We start from the raw sequence: 15,622 nt of genomic DNA, 5'->3' as shown, positions 1-15,622 counted from the left end.
CTCCTATCGCATCATGAGCGTAATGTTCCCCGCAGCAATAATAATCGTGATACTTAAAAAGAACATAAACGACACGATAGCTAAACAAGCAAATACGTAAATGATACTTCGTCCGATAATATCTAAACATTGAATAATTGCTCCTCCGCCAACTGGTTGCAATACTGCCGCTGCGAATTTATAAATAAATGCGATACAAAATATTTGAATCGCTGGAAAAGCGACAATTAGGCACAGAATGACGAGCCCGATAATCCCGACTGTGTTTTTTAATAATCCAGATGCACTAATAACGGTATCCGCTGCCTCAGTAAACATCCTTCCTACTACAGGAATGAAGTTTCCTGTTACAAATTTAGCAGTTTTCACAGCTATGCCATCAGCAACGGCTGAAGCGGTTCCCTGTACAGATAATACCCCTAAAAAAACCGTCAAAAAGATACCCATAATCCCAACGCTAACGTTTTGCAAAAGCTTGGACAATTTCGTAACTTTATATTGATCACTCATCGTACTTACAATACTTAATATAGTTGCAAGTAATAAAAGTGGTAGAACGATATAATTCATAAGAAGCCCACTCGTATTCATTAAGAAAATGATGATTGGATGGAAAAATGCTACAGACACGACACCACCACCAGTCGCTATGAGTGCAAGTAAAATTGGTAATAATGCTAGTATGAAATCTACCATTGTTTGTATCGTTTCTCTTGCATATGTCATAACAACATAAAAACTATTTAAGGCGAAAATAATAAGTACCATGTATACGACTGCATCAGCAATTTTACTTACGCTACTCTTCGAAAAAGCAGATTGCAGTGATTGTAACAATGCACTAAAAATCGTGAGCATAATGAGCGTTCCAAGTAATTTTCCATTTGCAACGAGCTCGTGAAATAAATATTTTAATAACCCTAGCATCCACTCTTTTATGGAGAATTCTTTCTCTCCCTTTACAAACTCCATAAAACTTCCTTTTTGACTCTCTGGTAAATAACCCCCATATTTTGTAACAAGCCCGTCCCAAAATTGCTTCACATCTTCAATTCCGAGCTTATCCAATTGTTGATCCATGACGTTTGTTTCTATAGGAGAAGCTTGTACAACAATCGGTAAAGAAAAGAAAAGGAAGCAAGCAAATAGCAGCTTAGCTCCGAACTTCCTCAACATTCACTCCCCCTTATCCCGTAGGTAAAAATCCGAGAATGGTTTCAATTACAACCGTCAAAATAGGAATCGCCATAACGAGAATCAAGATTTTCCCAGCTAATTCAATTTTCGAAGCGATTGCGCTTTGACCAGCATCTTTTGTTATTTGCGCTCCAAACTCAGCGATATAAGCAATCCCAATAATTTTCAATAACGTTTCTACATATACGTTACTAACTTTCGCTTCACTCGCCACTCTCTCAATCATTTGTAAAATAGAGTGGATTTGATCAATTAACAGAAGAAACATCATGCTACCAATGAACACAATAAATAACGATGTAATACTAGATTTATGCTGGTTCAAAACAGCAGCTAAAAATGTAGCAACGAGGCCTAATCCGACAATTTGTATAATTTCGATTCGAATCGCCTCCTTTATTGGAAGAGAAAGACACTTTTAATCTTGTCGAACAGAGTATTAATTAAAAATGCAACATGAAATAAAATAACAACGAAACCGACAAGGATAACCCAATTTGCAATATCCTCACGCTTTAATTCTTTTAGTACGGTATGAATGAAAGCTAAAACAATGCCGATTCCGGCGATTTGAAATATTAATCCAACGTCAATGGACATCGCCTTTCTCCCCCCTATAGCAGTAAAATTACGATAAGTAGCCCTGCTAGTACCCCTAAACTCTTTATCATTTTTTCGTATTGTAGTTGTAAAGCTTTTGCTTCGCCTTCTTCTCTTTCCAAATGCGTAATACATAAGCGAATATGTTTTTGTTGTGATTCACGATCATGTTGTCCGAGTGTTTCACCAAATTGTTGCAAAATCTCATACTCAGTTTGTTTAAACGCCGTTAATGACCAGTTCTCCTTCAAGCTATCAATCCAAGCTTCTCTAACTGTTTGTTCCCCGCTTTCTAGACGTCTCGAAAAGCTTTGAAATATCCAATTTAATGGCTTGGGCATTTGCTTAACTAATCGCTCTGCAGCTTCAGATAAAGGTGTGTGCCCATACATAATTTCAGCTTCTAATGATTGTAATGCCGCCTTCAATAACCTAAGCTGCCGCGGTCTCTCACTATACCGCTTAGCGTATGAAAATCCGAAAAAAGTGCTAACAGCAACTATTAATACCGCACCAAATATTTTCACCATACGCCTTGAGCCTTTCTATGAGGTAATACTGGTTTTCCATCTCTGTCTTTCACTTGCATAACCGTTCCTGGTCCTCTCGCTTTTGACAATTCCACAAACCTATCAAATACACCGAGTTCCAGCACTGCCTGTAACGATGGACGTTTCACAACATCATCATAAGAAAATCCGTGTGCACTTATAAAAAGCTGAACGCCAGCATGCACCGCCTCCATAATCGCTTCACTATCTTCTTTACGTCCAATTTCATCTACGATTAATATGTCTGGACTCATAGAACGAATCATCATCATCATTCCTTCAGCTTTTGGACAAGCATCTAATACATCTACTCGCGTGCCAAAGTCATATTGCGGGACCCCTTTCACACAGCCCGCAATTTCTGATCGTTCATCCACAATTCCCACTTTACATGAAGGAATTTCCGAAGCACTCACACCTTGACTCATACAGCGTGCTACATCTCTTAAAAGTGTTGTTTTTCCCGTTTGCGGTGGGCCAATTACCATCGTGTTTAACCATCGTGATGCATAAAGATATGGCAGAAGCGGCTCAGCAATCCCTATTTTTTGACGGGCAATACGAATATTAAAAGAAGAGACATCCCTAATCATTTTCACCGCACTTTTTTCTGTAATGACTTTTCCGGCTAGGCCAATTCTATGTCCTCCTCGTAGTGTCACATATCCACGTTTCAATTCCTCTTCCATCGTATAAATCGAAAATTGACTTAATTTATTCAATAAGTAGAGTGCATCTTCCGCTGTAGCAATATAGTCATAAAAAAACACTTCTCCATGCGCGATACACTCTAGCGGCCTTCCAATTCGAACGCGAATTTCTTCTAGAGCATCATATTGCTTACAACCTTCAACTAACTGTTTCATCGTTTTCGGTAATACCTCTAATACTTCTTTCATAAGCTTCTCCCCACTATACTCGACTTACTATTTCAACAACGCGATAAAAATGCAGCCAATTCCAAGCGCTAGAAAAAAGAGTTTCAGGAAAGAAATTTCACTTGCTACACTCGCTATGCCAATTGTCATTGTTAAAATTAATACGGTCGGTCCAACAAACGCCAACATACCATTTATAAACAATGCTTTCTTCGCATCATTCACATAAAGCATAAGCAAAGCGGCGAATATTTCCGCGCTACCTGAAAACAACCGAAGTAACCCCATCACAAGTACGGATGTTTCCATTGCCGCTAGCCACTGTTTCATTCTCTCACCTTCTCCCATAACGGTTACTAGTTCCTTATTCTAAAAAAGAATATATTTGTACAACCATATGCAGAGGTTGTCTATTTCAGAAGTAAAAACATAATTTTCCTATTCCGGCCTCGTTCGAATCTGAATATTCTTATTTTTCATGATATATTTAATAGAAAAGGAGTATGGGCGATGCAGCACGTTACTTTATTACCACTCGATTTTCGCTATGCAAATGTGATTTTCGAGCTATCAAGCAATCCACATGTAAAAAATGCATTAGGGCTAAAAGTAGAATCAGTGGAAGATACAAAAACATTCATTCTATTTGCAATTGAAGAGGAACGAAAAAAGCACTCCTTATCAAGAGTGATTGTAAATGAAGAAAATGAAATAATTGGCCTCACCACACTTAAACATATTAATTATGAGAAAAAGCAATCTCACATTGGCAGTTGGATCGGCTATCCATACTGGGGAAAAGGATATAACGAGGCCGCTAAAAAAGAAATCTTTAAAGTTGCTTTCTTAGACTTACAACTCACATACGTATTCGCTGGTGCTAAAACGACTAACATTCGCTCTTTAAAGGCGCAAGAGAAACTACCTTATATTTCATTGCATGTGGAAAACAAGTTTCCAGGCGAACATGCTGCACTTGAGAAAGAAGTAAAGTCACCTTGCTCACTACATGTCGTATCACGCAAGAATTTTTTAAATTGGCTGGACGTACAAAATGAGGGGGGAAAATATGAAAGCATTAAAAATTAGTTTAACAATTGTAGTAGAATTAGCTATTATTTATCTTTTTTCAGAATTCGTTGGTTGGTCATTTATGGAGAGCTTTTTCCTTGGTAGCCTAGCAATATTTGCGATTACATGGTTAATTATTATGAGTAAGTTTAGAAATAACAATATGGATCATGCAATGAATAAAACTTTTACCGGTGTTGAAACTGGTGAAATACGCCCGTTTCAAATTGTTTTGACTCCATATATTATGGGTACCCTTTCACTCGTCACAGTTAGTTTTGTTATAACTGCCATTTACTATCTACCTTACTTTCTATAAAAAAAGCACTCGTGATAATCACGAGTGCTTTTTTTACTATGCACGAGAAACGTATTTACCTTCACCAGTGTTGATGATAAGCATTTCGCCTTCGTTAATGAAGATTGGTACTTGTACAACAAGACCAGTTTCTAATGTAGCTGGCTTTGTTACGTTAGAAGCTGTGTCACCTTTAATACCAGGTTCTGTCTCTGACACTTTTAATTCAACAGTATTCGGAAGTTCAACACCAAGTACTTCATCTTGGTATGTCATAATAGATACTTCCATGTTTTCTTTTAGGAATTTTAATTCGCGCTCAATTTGGTTTTCACCAAGTTCGATTTGCTCATAAGTTCCGTTATCCATAAATACGTGAGACTCACCACTCGCGTATAAGTATTGCATACGACGGTTTTCGATGTGTGCTTTTTCTACTTTTTCACCTGCACGGAATGTTTTCTCTTGAACAGATCCTGTGCGAAGATTACGTAGTTTAGAGCGAACAAATGCAGCACCTTTACCTGGCTTTACGTGTTGGAAATCCATTACTTGCCAAAGGGCATTGTCCACTGAAATTGTTAAACCTGTACGAAAATCGTTTACTGAAATCATGTAAAAAAATCCTCCTGTGTATTACAAAATAATAAGTTCTTTTGGTGATTTCGTTATTACTTCATTACCTTCACTTGTTACAATGATATCATCTTCAATACGTACTCCGCCAACACCTGGAATATAAATACCTGGTTCTACTGTTACAGCCATACCTGGTTCAAGTACTGTATCAGAACGGAACGCTAAACCTGGTGCTTCATGGATTTCAAGACCAATTCCATGACCAGTAGAGTGCCCGAAGTATTCACCATATCCTTTTTCCGTTATGTAATCACGCGTTAATGCATCAGCCTCACGGCCCGTTAAACCAGCTTTAATACCGTTCACACCACGTAGTTGTGCTTCTAAAACGATATTATAAATTTCTTTTAATTTATCAGATGGCTCACCGACTGCAATCGTACGAGTAATATCAGAGCAATATCCTTTGTAATAAGCGCCGAAGTCTAATGTAACGAAATCTCCTTTTTCTATCACTTTTTCAGATGCCACGCCGTGCGGTAATGCCGAACGAAGACCTGAAGCAACGATAATATCAAACGAAGAAGATGTTGCTCCTTGTTTTCTCATGAAAAATTCAAGTTCATTTGACACTTCAATTTCAGATACTCCCGGGCGAATGAATGATAGAATATGCTCAAAGGCAGCATCTGCAATCTGTGCAGCTTCCTTTAATATCTTAATCTCTGAATCAGTCTTTATCAAGCGTAACTTTTCTACAAGCCCAGAAGTCGGGATAAATTCGGCTTCGATCGCTTCATTATGCGTTACGTAAGAGCTATATGTAAGAGTATCTTGCTCAAAGCCAAGCTTTTGAATTCCAAGTTCTTTCACTTGCTTTGCAACTTCATCAATAATTAATCCTGCATGCTGTACAATTTCATATCCAACAGCTTGTTTACTAGCCTGCTCTACATAACGAAAATCCGTAATAAATTGAGCACGTTCTTTTGAAATAAGTACAACACCAGCTGTTCCAGTGAAGTTAGCCATGTATCTACGACTATGTTCATTTGTTAACAAAATACCGTCAATACCAGCCTCAACAAATGCGCTTCTTAATCTTTCGATTTTCTCCATTACTTTATGCCTCCCTTAATTTCTCCATTAATGCAAATAACGCTAACTTATAGCCATAAAAACCAAATCCAACAATTTGTCCCGCACAAACAGCCGCCGTCACAGATTCGTGACGGAACGATTCACGCTGGTGAATGTTAGAAATATGTACTTCAATAACAGGAATCGAAATGCTCGCAATTGCATCTCGAATCGCATAGCTATAATGCGTAAATGCTCCAGGATTTAAAATGATCCCTTCATATATATCTTCAGCCTCATGAAGACGATCGATAATAGCACCTTCATGATTCGATTGGAAACATTCTAACTCCACTCCCATTTTCTCTGCTTCTTGTTTCATATCTGTTTCAAGCGTCGCTAACGTTCCTTTTCCGTATACATTTACTTCCCTAACGCCAAGGCGATTTAGGTTAGGACCATTTACGAGGAGTAACTTTTTCATTTTCTTAAAACTCCTTAATATTAAAGAATGTCTATACGACATTTTAACATACGAATCACTTGTTTGAATAGTTTGTCTTCTCGAGCCCTTCTCCTCTATTTGTATTGTTCGCTTCGAATGCAACAGAATATGAAATAAAGACACCATATAATATAAAGATACATGCTGTTGTTATGATTGTTTCTTTCGGTAAATGAAGTGCACTTTTAATAACAGGTGCCATTATCCCCATTCCAAAAAATATTAGTACCCACCAAAATAAACCGTATAGTATACCAGGTAATATACCTTCGAATTTTTTAAAAAGAGCTTTATAGAGCAAGGCCACTAAAATTGAAAGAAGTCCCATACAAACGATACCTAGCACATTTCCCCAAACTCCTTCTTTCCAATCGCCAAATGCAAACGGTAATAGGAAATAATTAGGACCAGCTTCTGTAAACGAGAATATATGAAGGAAATACCATATACTTCCCCAAAACAAGCCACCAAATAAACCAATTTGTACAAAGTTCCTTATCGTTGATTGTTCTTGATTCACATTGACACCTCCGCTCAATAGTATGCCCGAAACTATTTTGAAGCATGTTTAAATTCTGCAAAATTTGTCTATAAAAAGAATAAGAAATGTCCGACTCTCGTAACATTTTCCCTTGTCATCTGCCTGTATTTGTCGATAAAATAAAGGAAACTCGGTGATTGTCTTATTTCAAGATGACAGAACCAAGTATGACAATTGCCTCTTTTTCTACATAAGAGAGAAACAAATACAGGTTGGTGTTAACATGGCAGAAGAGTCAAAACAAATATATGGCGGGCAGGCAGTCATAGAAGGAGTTATGTTTGGCGGTAGAGAATATACTGTTACAGCGGTTCGTCGTAAAGATAAATCGATTGAATTTTATCGTTTACCACGCGTTCGTAATAAAGCATTATCTATCCTAAAGAAAATTCCATTTTTACGAGGTATTGCCGCTATCGTGGATGCAAGTGCGAATGGGGCGAAACATTTAAACTTTGCTTCAGAACGATTTGATGTCCACCCAGAAGAAGATGAACAAATTGCAAATAAAAAAGAAGAACAATCAAAATTAACGATGGTATTAGGAGTTGCAGCAGTTGGCGTTTTATCGTTCATATTCGGTAAAGTAATTTTCACAGCAGTTCCTGCACTTTTAGCTGAATTAACGAGACCGATTTTCCCATCTCATACAGGGCAAATCATTGTCGAAAGTGTCATTAAGCTCATGCTATTATTGAGCTATATATACTTCATTTCTTTAACCCCACTTATTAAGCGGGTATTTCAGTACCACGGTGCGGAACATAAAGTAATCAATGCTTACGAGAATAACCTCCCACTGACTGTAGAAAATGTTCAAAAGCAAACTCGCCTCCATTATCGCTGTGGCAGTAGCTTTATAATATTTACAGTCATTATTGGAATGTTTGTTTATTTCCTAGTTCCTACAGATCCACTTTGGGCAAGGGTAGTCAACCGAATTTTATTAATTCCAGTTGTTCTCGGCATTTCTTTTGAAGTATTACAATTTACCAATCGATTACGAGATGTCCCTGTTTTGCGAGTACTTGGATATCCAGGATTATGGCTACAACTATTAACAACGAAAGAACCAACAGATGATCAAGCAGAAGTTGCAATCGCATCGTTTGAAGAATTATTACGTTTAGAAAACAAACAATAATTATTTAAAAATGGTGTTCAACTCCTTTCCTCATCGTTAATATACTAATTTTAATATATGTTTTTAGGAGGTGTCCCTTATGAACGGTCGTTCGTTTACATTCGCTATATTTGTGCTTATTATCGGATTAGCAATATTCGGCCTTGTTTCATCTGTTATTACAGATCCAATGGGAGTATTGAAAAACATTGGTATCATGTTAGCTGTCGTCGGTATCTTTTACTTACTCTACAAAATGTTTACAAACTCTAGTGGTTCTGCAAATTCGCAAAGCTCATATAAGCGTGCAGCGAAACAATCGAACCGCAAACACGGGAAACAAAATGTAGCACCCCTAAGTAATTCTTTCTTGAAACGAAATGCTTCTGATGACAAGGGGAAAAAGGGTAATTCTCCATCGTTGAAAAGAAAAAGAAAACAATCTCATTTAACTGTCATTGAAGGTAAAAAAAACAAAAAGAAAGACCGTGCTTCCTTTTAGGAAATACGGTCTTTTTTTATCTCAATTAGTATGGGCAAATAATCAGTGGGGATGAGAAAAGCCACGACTGATTAAAGTTTTACTTTATATGTTGAAGTACTTCTTTCAAACTTTTATCTTTCATACTTTCGATACGAAGGTGATGGTTTTCAAATTGTAAATTTCTTGTCACATCATTAGGTACGACGACACATTTTAATCCTGCTGCAATTGCTGCTTTCAATCCATTTAATGAATCTTCAAATACAACAGCTTCCGATGGTTCAACTCCTAATTCTTCTATCGCAACTTTATAAAGGGCTGGATCTGGTTTTACTTTCTCGACATCTTCTCTCGTTTTAATCACTTCAAAATACTCTCTAATCTGTAGCTCTTCCAAATAACGAACGACCCACTCTCTAGATGAGCTAGAGGCTAATGCGATTTTTAATCCAAGTTCTTTCGCTTCTTCTAAATATTCTTTTACACCGTCACGGGCTTTCGGTATTTTCATTTTTTCTTTATGTAAAGTTGTTACTTTTTCCTTTAATGTATGCTCATTAAACTTTTCTTTTAATTGCTCTTTTAAATATGCATAAAGCACTTCATCTGTCGTTCCAATACATTTCGCAAATTCCTCTAAAGGTAACTCGCTGCCGTATTCACGAACAGCATCTCTGAAAGAGTGAAACCATATTGTTTCTGTGTCCACAATTAATCCATCAAAATCAAAAATAATCGCTTTCATGATTCTCCCATCCTTTTCGATTGAAATAAAAAAGGAAACGCCACACGTTCCCCTTAATTACTTTTCTCTTCATTTGCTTTTTGAACACCACGAAGTGTTTCTACTCGAACTTCATCTTGTTCAAAGTATTGTACTAAATCACCGATACGGTCAATTGATTCCCAACTTAAATGATGTTCAATTCCTTCTACATCATTATAAATTTTGCTTTCATCCACACCGATAATGCGCATGAACTGTTCTAACAATTCATGACGATATACGAGACGTTCTCCGATTTTTTTACCTTTTGATGTTAATACAAGCCCTCTATATTTTTCATAAATTAGATATTCGTCTTTGTCTAATTTTTGTACCATTTTTGTTACAGAGGATGGATGTACACTAAGCGCTTCAGCAATATCAGATACACGGGCATAACCCTTTTCATCAATCAACAAATAAATTTGTTCAATATAATCTTCCATACTAGGGGTAGGCATCGGTTTCCTCCATCCAATTTCATTTTGCTTATTCCGTGCGAAGCAATCAATAAAATGATACACCAGAAAGAATAACGTGACAAGGTGGAAACGAGCCTAAATATATAAAACAAAAAAAGAATCCATATTCGCATACAGATTCCCCTTATGTAAAATATTGAATTTCTGCATCAGGAAAATACTCATGTATATAACTTCTTATTGTTGCCTCCAGCACTTCTGCATCATCCTTTTGATATACATATTTCCCAATACCGTATCGTCCCCATTTATATTTCCGCTTCTCCTCATCCATTTCAAGTTTCGTATTCGGATAACGTTCTTGAATGACTTTTTTGGCTGGTTTCGTAAAACGATGTTGAATTAATTCAAAAGTTAAATTTGGTATCTTCATGTCTTTTAACGCATTGTACAATCGTTCAAACAATTCACGGTACCCTTCTTCCCACCCTTCATGCATATAAATTGGCGCAACAATAAAGCCAAGCGGATAACCAGCCCCCGCTACTTTACGAGCAGCTTCAATTCGCTCTTCAAATGGTGATGTCCCTGGTTCAAAATTTTTAATCACATAACGTGAATTAATACTAAATCGAAAACGCGTTTTCCCATTATGCTTTGCATCTAATAAATGATCAACGTGCGAATATTTCGTAACAAAACGTAAACGTCCATTTTCACTTTCTCCGATGAACTCTATCGCCTGCTTTAATGCATGCGTTAAATGATCAATTCCAACGATGTCTGATGTACACGCCGCTTCAAATCTTGTTATTTCAGGGGCCCTTTCATCCATATATTGCTTTGCCTTCTCAAATATTTCATCTAGATTCACATACACCCTTACGTAAGGTTTACTACCAAGTGTCGTTTGCAAATAACAATAATGACAATGTCCCATACACCCTGTTGCAAGCGGGATTGCATATTCAGCTGATGGCTTTGATGTATCAAACTTTAATGTCTTCCTCACCCCAACGACAAGTGTCGCTTTTGCATTACGATACTTTTGCAATTCATTTTCGCCTGGCAAATTTCTAATTTGATTGTGTGATGTCGTTTCACGAATTTCTAATCCCATCTTCGTAAACTTCTCATAAAGCTCTTTTCCAAGTGGATATTCGAGTGCCCTCGGTTCAAAGTAAACGAGCTTTGGCATAAATGGTTTCATATGCTTCCCTCCTCTAGTTAGTATGGGAAACAAAGTAAAATTAACGCAGATTAAAGTTTTCCACTTCAGTAACTTGCGTTGCAAGTTACTGAATGTTATAATTTGGATATCAGCTACCTTGCAACGCAAGTTACCTGGATGTTACCTGGATAAAAGGTGGTGAAATCATGCACAGCCAAATGTTAAAAGGTGTACTAGAAGGTTGCATTCTATACATCATTTCACAAGAAGAAGTGTACGGATATGAACTGAGTACAAAATTAAATAAACACGGCTTTACATTCGTAAGTGAAGGAAGCATATATCCTTTATTGTTACGTATGCAAAAAGAGAAACTTATTGAAGGTACATTAAAGGCTTCCTCTCTTGGACCGAAGCGAAAATATTATCACGTAACTGATAAGGGATTAGAACAACTTGAAGAATTTAAGCAAAGCTGGGGAATGGTTTCAACGACGGTAAACAACTTATTACAGGGAGAGTGATGGGGATGAAGGCGAAAGATTTGGTTGAATTGAACAATAAAAAACGAGAACTTCTAACACCTGAAAACGAATCTGCTTACGGTGATATGTTAGTATATCTTCGATTATCTAACGTACCCGAGCAACAAATGGAGGAACTTTTACTAGAAATATTAGATCATCTTATCGAAGCACAAACAGAAAATAAAAATGCTTACGACATCTTTGGAGATGATTTACAATCTTATTGCGATGAACTTATATCAGCTTCACCAACCCAAACAAAGCTAGAAAAAACTTCTTTAATTGGATTTGCTATTAGTTTACTTCTTGCTATACAGTTTGGCATAGATGCAATTATTTCATTTTTTATGTTTCTCTTTGAAAAAAACAATACATTATCAAGTCCGCCTTTTAGCATCCTTGGAACTACTTTTTCTGTTTCACTAATTATACTAGGCATACTGTTTATTTTATATTTATTAAAGCGTTACTCCTTTGATCAGAAGATGAATTGGAAAAGAAGAATTCTATTTGGTTTCGCTTTCGCTACTCCATTTTGTTCAGCTGTATTTTTAAATGTCTATTTTAAAAAACAACCCTATCTCATTTATCATCTAACCTTTTGGCAAAACGCCTTAATCGCTATCCTATTTTTTATTTTATATAAATTACTATACAAAAAATCAAATTTTTAACAGCCTCTCAAAAGGCTGTTTTTTCTTCTGTCTAATTTTACAAATTGAAAAATTTCATAAAGAAAATAAGAAAAATGCAAAATAATTAAAGTTAATTGTTGACGTGATGCTTTTATTATCGGTATCATAAATCTTCGTGAGCAATTATTTTTCGTTATACGATTTTTTTATTATTACTGAATTTTTGAGAGGAGAAATTAGATGTCAGTTAAGAAGAAAACGCAAGTACGCACCGGCAAAATGGTACGTGAACTAATGTTAGCAGACGAAGATGTAAATGCTTCGCTAATTATGGTATATAGTGAAAACGGTGTAAACGCAGAAATTAAAATCGAGGGCTTAACGCCAAAATGTAACGAAGAATTATTTTTGAGCGGAAACGTGGATTGGAACAAGAGTGTTATTTATAAAATTGTTGATTTCACTGGGAACGCTGAGGTTGGTAAAGTTACATTAACAGCGATGAACAAAAACAATGTTTCTCTAGAAGTTGAACGCGTTATGTGGAGCAAAGAAAATAAAGAAGCTGCTGAGCAAGAAGAAACAGTTGTAGAAGCTACTCCGAAAAAAGAAGTAGTTGTAGAAGCTCCAAAAGCAGTTACACCTGCTCCAAAACCTGTTACGCGAGTAGAAACACCTGCTGCAGCACCTAAACCTACTCCGGTACCAACGCTGAAACCAGTAAGTGTTGAAGCGGCTGTAGAACTATCTACTCCAGCACCTGTGAAAAAAACAGTACCTACTCCAGTTAAAAAGCAAGAGACAGCTCCGGTTACTCCTGCAAAACCAAAGCAACCTGCTTTGACTGAAACAAATACAAAACTACAAGAAAATTATGTTAAACTTGTGAAAAAGACAATTGAAGTTTGTCAAGATTACGAGCTTGGCATCGACATAGATGATTCTATTGAAGGATTAAAAGAAGAGCTACAAAGCCAAGGTATTAGCGTTACATTCGACAAAGAAATTATGGACGTTGTAAATCGCCTTCGTTCTTTACAAGATAAAGGAATCAAAGTAGAAAAAGTACTTAATTTACTATAAAAATAAGGAGATGGCGGTCGCCATCTCCTTATTTTTTATAATTCCATTCGTTACTTTCATACTTCTCTTTTGCTAATGTTTGAACTTCATGAAGCTGTTCTTCTGTTAGTTCATACGGCACAAGCTCTATATCTAATCCTTTTTCAAATCCAGTTTCAAACGCTTTAATTAACTGTTCAATCGTAAATGTACGATCTGTTAATTCATTAATCGCTACCGCTTTAGAAGAAAACATATTTTTCATACGCTCTTTTACACGTTCATTCGGGAATAAAAATAGATCGTATAACTCATCTAAATCTATTTCTAACGGAATAGAACCGTGCTGTAAAATAACACCTTTTTGACGTGTTTGAGCACTGCCTGCGATTTTTCTTCCTTCCACTACAATCTCATACCAAGATGGTGCATCAAAACATACACCTGAACGTGGGTTTTTCAAATTTTCACGATCCGCTTCTGTTTTGGGAACCGCATAATATGCTTCTAATCCTAATGCCTTAAAACCGTCTAATAACCCTTGCGAAATAACGCGATACGCTTCTGTAACTGTTTTTGGCATATTTGGATGATCTTCAGACACAATAACACTGTATGTTAATTCTTTATCATGTAATACACCCCTGCCGCCTGTTTGACGACGAACGAAACCATATTCCTTTTCGTTAACTACATCCATATTAATGTCTTTTTCAACACGCTGAAAATACCCGACTGTTAGTGTCGGCACTTCCCATTCATAAAAACGAATTGTTGGCGGCATTTTCTTTTCACTTTGCCAATTTAATAAGCATTCATCTAACGCCATATTAAATGCTGGTGAACATTGACCAGAGTTAATATAACACCATTTTTCTTTTCCCATCCTGCACCTCATATAACCAATTATTTTTCACATTCTCTAGTCTACCAAATTCGACAAAATTTGTGAAAGAATACGAAATTTCTTCATATATGCGAATGAATCTGTTGCATAAATACATATGGGCATTATAATATTGAAAGTAGGATTAGAAAAAAGGGAGCGATAGAACCGTGTCAACAAGTTGGATTATTTTATTAGCCGTAATCGTAGCGTTCATCGGTTACACTGTATGGATGTATTTCTATCAGAAAAAATTAATTAAAACTCTTACAGAAGAAGAATTTCGCGCTGGCTACCGTAAAGCACAGCTTATCGATATTCGCGAAGCAGACGAATATAACGCAGGGCACATTTTAGGTGCACGTAACATTCCGTTATCACAAATTCGCCTTCGCCACAAAGAACTTCGCCAAGATCAACCTGTTTATTTATACTGCCAAAGCGGATTCCGTACAGGCCGTGCAGCTCAATACTTAAAAAAACAAGGCTACAAAGATTTCTACCAATTAAAAGGTGGATTTAAATCTTGGTCAGGCAAAATTAAAAAGAAATAACATACAAAAACTAGCTGTATAATTCAGCTAGTTTTTTCATTCCATATTGTTCGCAATGTACAGTAGATTTTGTTTAATCACATCTTCATCTTTCTCGTCTACATTACGATATAATAGCTGATATTCAATCCCCTTCTCTTTCCATATAAGCGTAGCAAATTCGTCCCCTCGCTCGTAATCATCCTTATTTTTAAAATAAGCAGGTGCTCCATTATTCAATTTCATTTGTTCTTGAAATCGATTCTCTTCTACGAGGTATGGAAAACTGTAAGAAAAGTTGGCCACTGTCAATTCTATATAATCGTGCCTTCCTTTCTCTTGTTGCTTATATTTAATCGTTAATACAGCATTCTTCTTTCCCATCGTTCTTACCTCTCCCTTCACATCACTCATAGTGTCATAAGGTAAAAACGTTGGAACTTTAAACTTTGCCGGAAAATATTTTGGAAGTTCCTTTAGGGGAATCGGATCAGTAACACGGTCCTTAGCCCCTCCTGTTGTTCCTACAAATGTTTTTTCTTCTTGCATCGTTTGCTGAAATGAACATGAGCTAAGTATTACACTAGAAAACACGAAACAAATGATTCCTTTTTTCAATTTGTTTCCGCCCTTTCATACCGCTCTCTTAACGAGCGAAGCGTTTATACTCTCTTCTATTCGCTTCGTTATGAAACGCCTCCTCCGAAAACTTT

The 15,622-nt window shown here is 36.6% G+C and carries 23 protein-coding genes; 8 read left to right on the top strand and 15 right to left on the bottom strand.

What is annotated here, in order from left to right:
- Positions 1 to 3: 3 nt before the first annotated feature.
- From spoIIIAE to SJY24_RS09275, 6 genes are read right to left on the bottom strand one after another with little or no spacing between them, the layout of a single operon-like run.
- On the bottom strand, positions 4 to 1,176 hold the full coding sequence (spoIIIAE, locus tag SJY24_RS09300) for a stage III sporulation protein AE (protein ID WP_000944631.1): 1,173 nt from the start codon (positions 1,174 to 1,176) through the stop codon (positions 4 to 6).
- Between the two features lie 10 nt (positions 1,177 to 1,186).
- Positions 1,187 to 1,585: a stage III sporulation protein AD gene (gene spoIIIAD / locus SJY24_RS09295; protein WP_255288848.1), complete on the bottom strand. Its 399-nt coding sequence runs from the start codon at positions 1,583 to 1,585 to the stop codon at positions 1,187 to 1,189.
- 8 nt (positions 1,586 to 1,593) lie between these two features.
- Positions 1,594 to 1,797, bottom strand: a complete 204-nt coding sequence (gene spoIIIAC / locus SJY24_RS09290; protein ID WP_000020914.1) for a stage III sporulation protein AC — start codon at positions 1,795 to 1,797, stop codon at positions 1,594 to 1,596.
- A gap of 14 nt (positions 1,798 to 1,811) precedes the next feature.
- Positions 1,812 to 2,327: a stage III sporulation protein SpoIIIAB gene (gene spoIIIAB / locus SJY24_RS09285; protein WP_000238700.1), complete on the bottom strand. Its 516-nt coding sequence runs from the start codon at positions 2,325 to 2,327 to the stop codon at positions 1,812 to 1,814.
- Positions 2,321 to 3,247 carry a stage III sporulation protein AA gene (spoIIIAA, locus tag SJY24_RS09280; protein ID WP_377864466.1) on the bottom strand — a complete coding sequence of 309 codons (927 nt, stop codon included), beginning with the start codon at positions 3,245 to 3,247 and terminating at the stop codon, positions 2,321 to 2,323. The genes spoIIIAB and spoIIIAA overlap by 7 nt, the downstream gene beginning before the upstream one ends.
- 27 nt (positions 3,248 to 3,274) lie before the next feature.
- Positions 3,275 to 3,556, bottom strand: a complete 282-nt coding sequence (locus tag SJY24_RS09275; protein ID WP_000816054.1) for a YqhV family protein — start codon at positions 3,554 to 3,556, stop codon at positions 3,275 to 3,277.
- Between the two features lie 180 nt (positions 3,557 to 3,736).
- Here SJY24_RS09275 and SJY24_RS09270 point away from each other — a divergent pair, with 180 nt between their 5' ends.
- Together SJY24_RS09270 and SJY24_RS09265 are read left to right on the top strand one after the other, a co-directional pair.
- A complete protein-coding gene (locus SJY24_RS09270; protein WP_001164979.1) occupies positions 3,737 to 4,315 on the top strand; it encodes a GNAT family N-acetyltransferase in 579 nt (192 codons plus the stop codon).
- Positions 4,296 to 4,616, top strand: a complete 321-nt coding sequence (locus SJY24_RS09265) for a hypothetical protein (RefSeq protein WP_377864465.1) — start codon at positions 4,296 to 4,298, stop codon at positions 4,614 to 4,616. Before SJY24_RS09270 ends, SJY24_RS09265 begins: the two co-directional genes overlap by 20 nt.
- Before the next feature lie 36 nt (positions 4,617 to 4,652).
- Here the strand turns inward: SJY24_RS09265 and efp are convergent, their stop codons facing one another.
- From efp to SJY24_RS09245, 4 genes are read right to left on the bottom strand one after another with little or no spacing between them, the layout of a single operon-like run.
- Positions 4,653 to 5,210, bottom strand: coding sequence for an elongation factor P (efp, locus tag SJY24_RS09260; RefSeq protein ID WP_000626521.1), 558 nt, complete (start codon positions 5,208 to 5,210; stop codon positions 4,653 to 4,655).
- Between the two features lie 21 nt (positions 5,211 to 5,231).
- Positions 5,232 to 6,293 (bottom strand): Xaa-Pro dipeptidase, encoded by a 1,062-nt coding sequence (pepQ, locus tag SJY24_RS09255; RefSeq protein ID WP_070144824.1) that lies wholly within the window; start codon positions 6,291 to 6,293, stop codon positions 5,232 to 5,234.
- A 4-nt stretch (positions 6,294 to 6,297) separates the two neighbouring features.
- On the bottom strand, positions 6,298 to 6,738 hold the full coding sequence (gene aroQ, locus SJY24_RS09250) for a type II 3-dehydroquinate dehydratase (RefSeq protein WP_070144825.1): 441 nt from the start codon (positions 6,736 to 6,738) through the stop codon (positions 6,298 to 6,300).
- A gap of 55 nt (positions 6,739 to 6,793) precedes the next feature.
- The gene (locus SJY24_RS09245) at positions 6,794 to 7,279 is read right to left on the bottom strand and encodes a YqhR family membrane protein (RefSeq protein WP_377864464.1); all 486 of its coding nucleotides are present in this window, start codon (positions 7,277 to 7,279) and stop codon (positions 6,794 to 6,796) included.
- A 244-nt stretch (positions 7,280 to 7,523) separates the two neighbouring features.
- On the opposite strand from SJY24_RS09245, the gene SJY24_RS09240 reads away from it, so the two are divergent.
- Positions 7,524 to 8,444, top strand: coding sequence for a DUF1385 domain-containing protein (locus SJY24_RS09240; RefSeq protein ID WP_377864463.1), 921 nt, complete (start codon positions 7,524 to 7,526; stop codon positions 8,442 to 8,444).
- A 79-nt stretch (positions 8,445 to 8,523) separates the two neighbouring features.
- Positions 8,524 to 8,925, top strand: coding sequence for an SA1362 family protein (locus tag SJY24_RS09235; protein WP_002129056.1), 402 nt, complete (start codon positions 8,524 to 8,526; stop codon positions 8,923 to 8,925).
- A gap of 79 nt (positions 8,926 to 9,004) precedes the next feature.
- Here SJY24_RS09235 and SJY24_RS09230 read toward each other — a convergent pair whose 3' ends face one another.
- From SJY24_RS09230 to splB, 3 genes are all read right to left on the bottom strand, one after another.
- Positions 9,005 to 9,652 (bottom strand): HAD family hydrolase, encoded by a 648-nt coding sequence (locus tag SJY24_RS09230; RefSeq protein ID WP_377864462.1) that lies wholly within the window; start codon positions 9,650 to 9,652, stop codon positions 9,005 to 9,007.
- 53 nt (positions 9,653 to 9,705) lie between these two features.
- Positions 9,706 to 10,134, bottom strand: a complete 429-nt coding sequence (gene mntR, locus SJY24_RS09225; RefSeq protein WP_001143080.1) for a transcriptional regulator MntR — start codon at positions 10,132 to 10,134, stop codon at positions 9,706 to 9,708.
- A gap of 145 nt (positions 10,135 to 10,279) precedes the next feature.
- Positions 10,280 to 11,305, bottom strand: coding sequence for a spore photoproduct lyase (gene splB, locus SJY24_RS09220; RefSeq protein ID WP_377864461.1), 1,026 nt, complete (start codon positions 11,303 to 11,305; stop codon positions 10,280 to 10,282).
- Positions 11,306 to 11,472: 167 nt separating this feature from the next.
- On the opposite strand from splB, the gene SJY24_RS09215 reads away from it, so the two are divergent.
- The 3 genes from SJY24_RS09215 (at position 11,473) to SJY24_RS09205 (ending at position 13,511) form a co-directional block, all read left to right on the top strand.
- Entirely contained in the window at positions 11,473 to 11,790 is a 318-nt protein-coding gene (locus SJY24_RS09215) for a PadR family transcriptional regulator (RefSeq protein WP_000556083.1), read from the top strand.
- Between the two features lie 5 nt (positions 11,791 to 11,795).
- Positions 11,796 to 12,467: a DUF1129 family protein gene (locus tag SJY24_RS09210; RefSeq protein ID WP_377864460.1), complete on the top strand. Its 672-nt coding sequence runs from the start codon at positions 11,796 to 11,798 to the stop codon at positions 12,465 to 12,467.
- Positions 12,468 to 12,668: 201 nt separating this feature from the next.
- Positions 12,669 to 13,511, top strand: coding sequence for a dihydrolipoyllysine-residue succinyltransferase component of 2-oxoglutarate dehydrogenase complex (locus tag SJY24_RS09205; RefSeq protein WP_377864459.1), 843 nt, complete (start codon positions 12,669 to 12,671; stop codon positions 13,509 to 13,511).
- A 28-nt stretch (positions 13,512 to 13,539) separates the two neighbouring features.
- Here the strand turns inward: SJY24_RS09205 and SJY24_RS09200 are convergent, their stop codons facing one another.
- Positions 13,540 to 14,376, bottom strand: a complete 837-nt coding sequence (locus SJY24_RS09200) for a lipoate--protein ligase family protein (protein WP_000514069.1) — start codon at positions 14,374 to 14,376, stop codon at positions 13,540 to 13,542.
- 170 nt (positions 14,377 to 14,546) lie between these two features.
- On the opposite strand from SJY24_RS09200, the gene SJY24_RS09195 reads away from it, so the two are divergent.
- Complete coding sequence (locus SJY24_RS09195) at positions 14,547 to 14,930, top strand: rhodanese-like domain-containing protein (protein ID WP_098498670.1); 384 nt, start codon at positions 14,547 to 14,549, stop codon at positions 14,928 to 14,930.
- A 36-nt stretch (positions 14,931 to 14,966) separates the two neighbouring features.
- On the opposite strand, the gene SJY24_RS09190 is transcribed toward SJY24_RS09195, so the two are convergent.
- On the bottom strand, positions 14,967 to 15,503 hold the full coding sequence (locus SJY24_RS09190) for a DNA polymerase III subunit delta (RefSeq protein ID WP_377867230.1): 537 nt from the start codon (positions 15,501 to 15,503) through the stop codon (positions 14,967 to 14,969).
- Between the last annotated feature and the right edge of the window lie 119 nt (positions 15,504 to 15,622).

Source organism: Bacillus sp. R86525, from assembly GCF_042466195.1.
Taxonomy (GTDB): Bacteria; Bacillota; Bacilli; order Bacillales; family Bacillaceae_G; genus Bacillus_A; species Bacillus_A nitratireducens.
This window is presented reverse-complemented; position numbering and strand designations above follow the sequence as displayed.

Bases quoted from the DNA above. Each gene is read 5' to 3' on its own strand.
- SJY24_RS09230 (WP_377864462.1), bottom strand. From the start codon at position 9,652: ATGAAAGCGATTATTTTTGATTTTGATGGATTAATTGTGGACACAGAA.
- splB (WP_377864461.1), bottom strand. From the start codon at position 11,305: ATGAAACCATTTATGCCAAAGCTCGTTTACTTTGAACCGAGGGCACTC.
- spoIIIAE (WP_000944631.1), bottom strand. From the start codon at position 1,176: ATGTTGAGGAAGTTCGGAGCTAAGCTGCTATTTGCTTGCTTCCTTTTC.
- spoIIIAC (WP_000020914.1), bottom strand. From the start codon at position 1,797: ATGTCCATTGACGTTGGATTAATATTTCAAATCGCCGGAATCGGCATT.
- spoIIIAA (WP_377864466.1), bottom strand. From the start codon at position 3,247: ATGAAAGAAGTATTAGAGGTATTACCGAAAACGATGAAACAGTTAGTT.
- SJY24_RS09275 (WP_000816054.1), bottom strand. From the start codon at position 3,556: ATGAAACAGTGGCTAGCGGCAATGGAAACATCCGTACTTGTGATGGGG.
- SJY24_RS09270 (WP_001164979.1), top strand. From the start codon at position 3,737: ATGCAGCACGTTACTTTATTACCACTCGATTTTCGCTATGCAAATGTG.
- SJY24_RS09265 (WP_377864465.1), top strand. From the start codon at position 4,296: ATGAAAGCATTAAAAATTAGTTTAACAATTGTAGTAGAATTAGCTATT.
- SJY24_RS09205 (WP_377864459.1), top strand. From the start codon at position 12,669: ATGTCAGTTAAGAAGAAAACGCAAGTACGCACCGGCAAAATGGTACGT.
- SJY24_RS09210 (WP_377864460.1), top strand. From the start codon at position 11,796: ATGAAGGCGAAAGATTTGGTTGAATTGAACAATAAAAAACGAGAACTT.
- aroQ (WP_070144825.1), bottom strand. From the start codon at position 6,738: ATGAAAAAGTTACTCCTCGTAAATGGTCCTAACCTAAATCGCCTTGGC.
- spoIIIAB (WP_000238700.1), bottom strand. From the start codon at position 2,327: ATGGTGAAAATATTTGGTGCGGTATTAATAGTTGCTGTTAGCACTTTT.
- efp (WP_000626521.1), bottom strand. From the start codon at position 5,210: ATGATTTCAGTAAACGATTTTCGTACAGGTTTAACAATTTCAGTGGAC.
- mntR (WP_001143080.1), bottom strand. From the start codon at position 10,134: ATGCCTACCCCTAGTATGGAAGATTATATTGAACAAATTTATTTGTTG.
- pepQ (WP_070144824.1), bottom strand. From the start codon at position 6,293: ATGGAGAAAATCGAAAGATTAAGAAGCGCATTTGTTGAGGCTGGTATT.
- SJY24_RS09200 (WP_000514069.1), bottom strand. From the start codon at position 14,376: ATGGGAAAAGAAAAATGGTGTTATATTAACTCTGGTCAATGTTCACCA.
- SJY24_RS09215 (WP_000556083.1), top strand. From the start codon at position 11,473: ATGCACAGCCAAATGTTAAAAGGTGTACTAGAAGGTTGCATTCTATAC.
- SJY24_RS09240 (WP_377864463.1), top strand. From the start codon at position 7,524: ATGGCAGAAGAGTCAAAACAAATATATGGCGGGCAGGCAGTCATAGAA.
- SJY24_RS09235 (WP_002129056.1), top strand. From the start codon at position 8,524: ATGAACGGTCGTTCGTTTACATTCGCTATATTTGTGCTTATTATCGGA.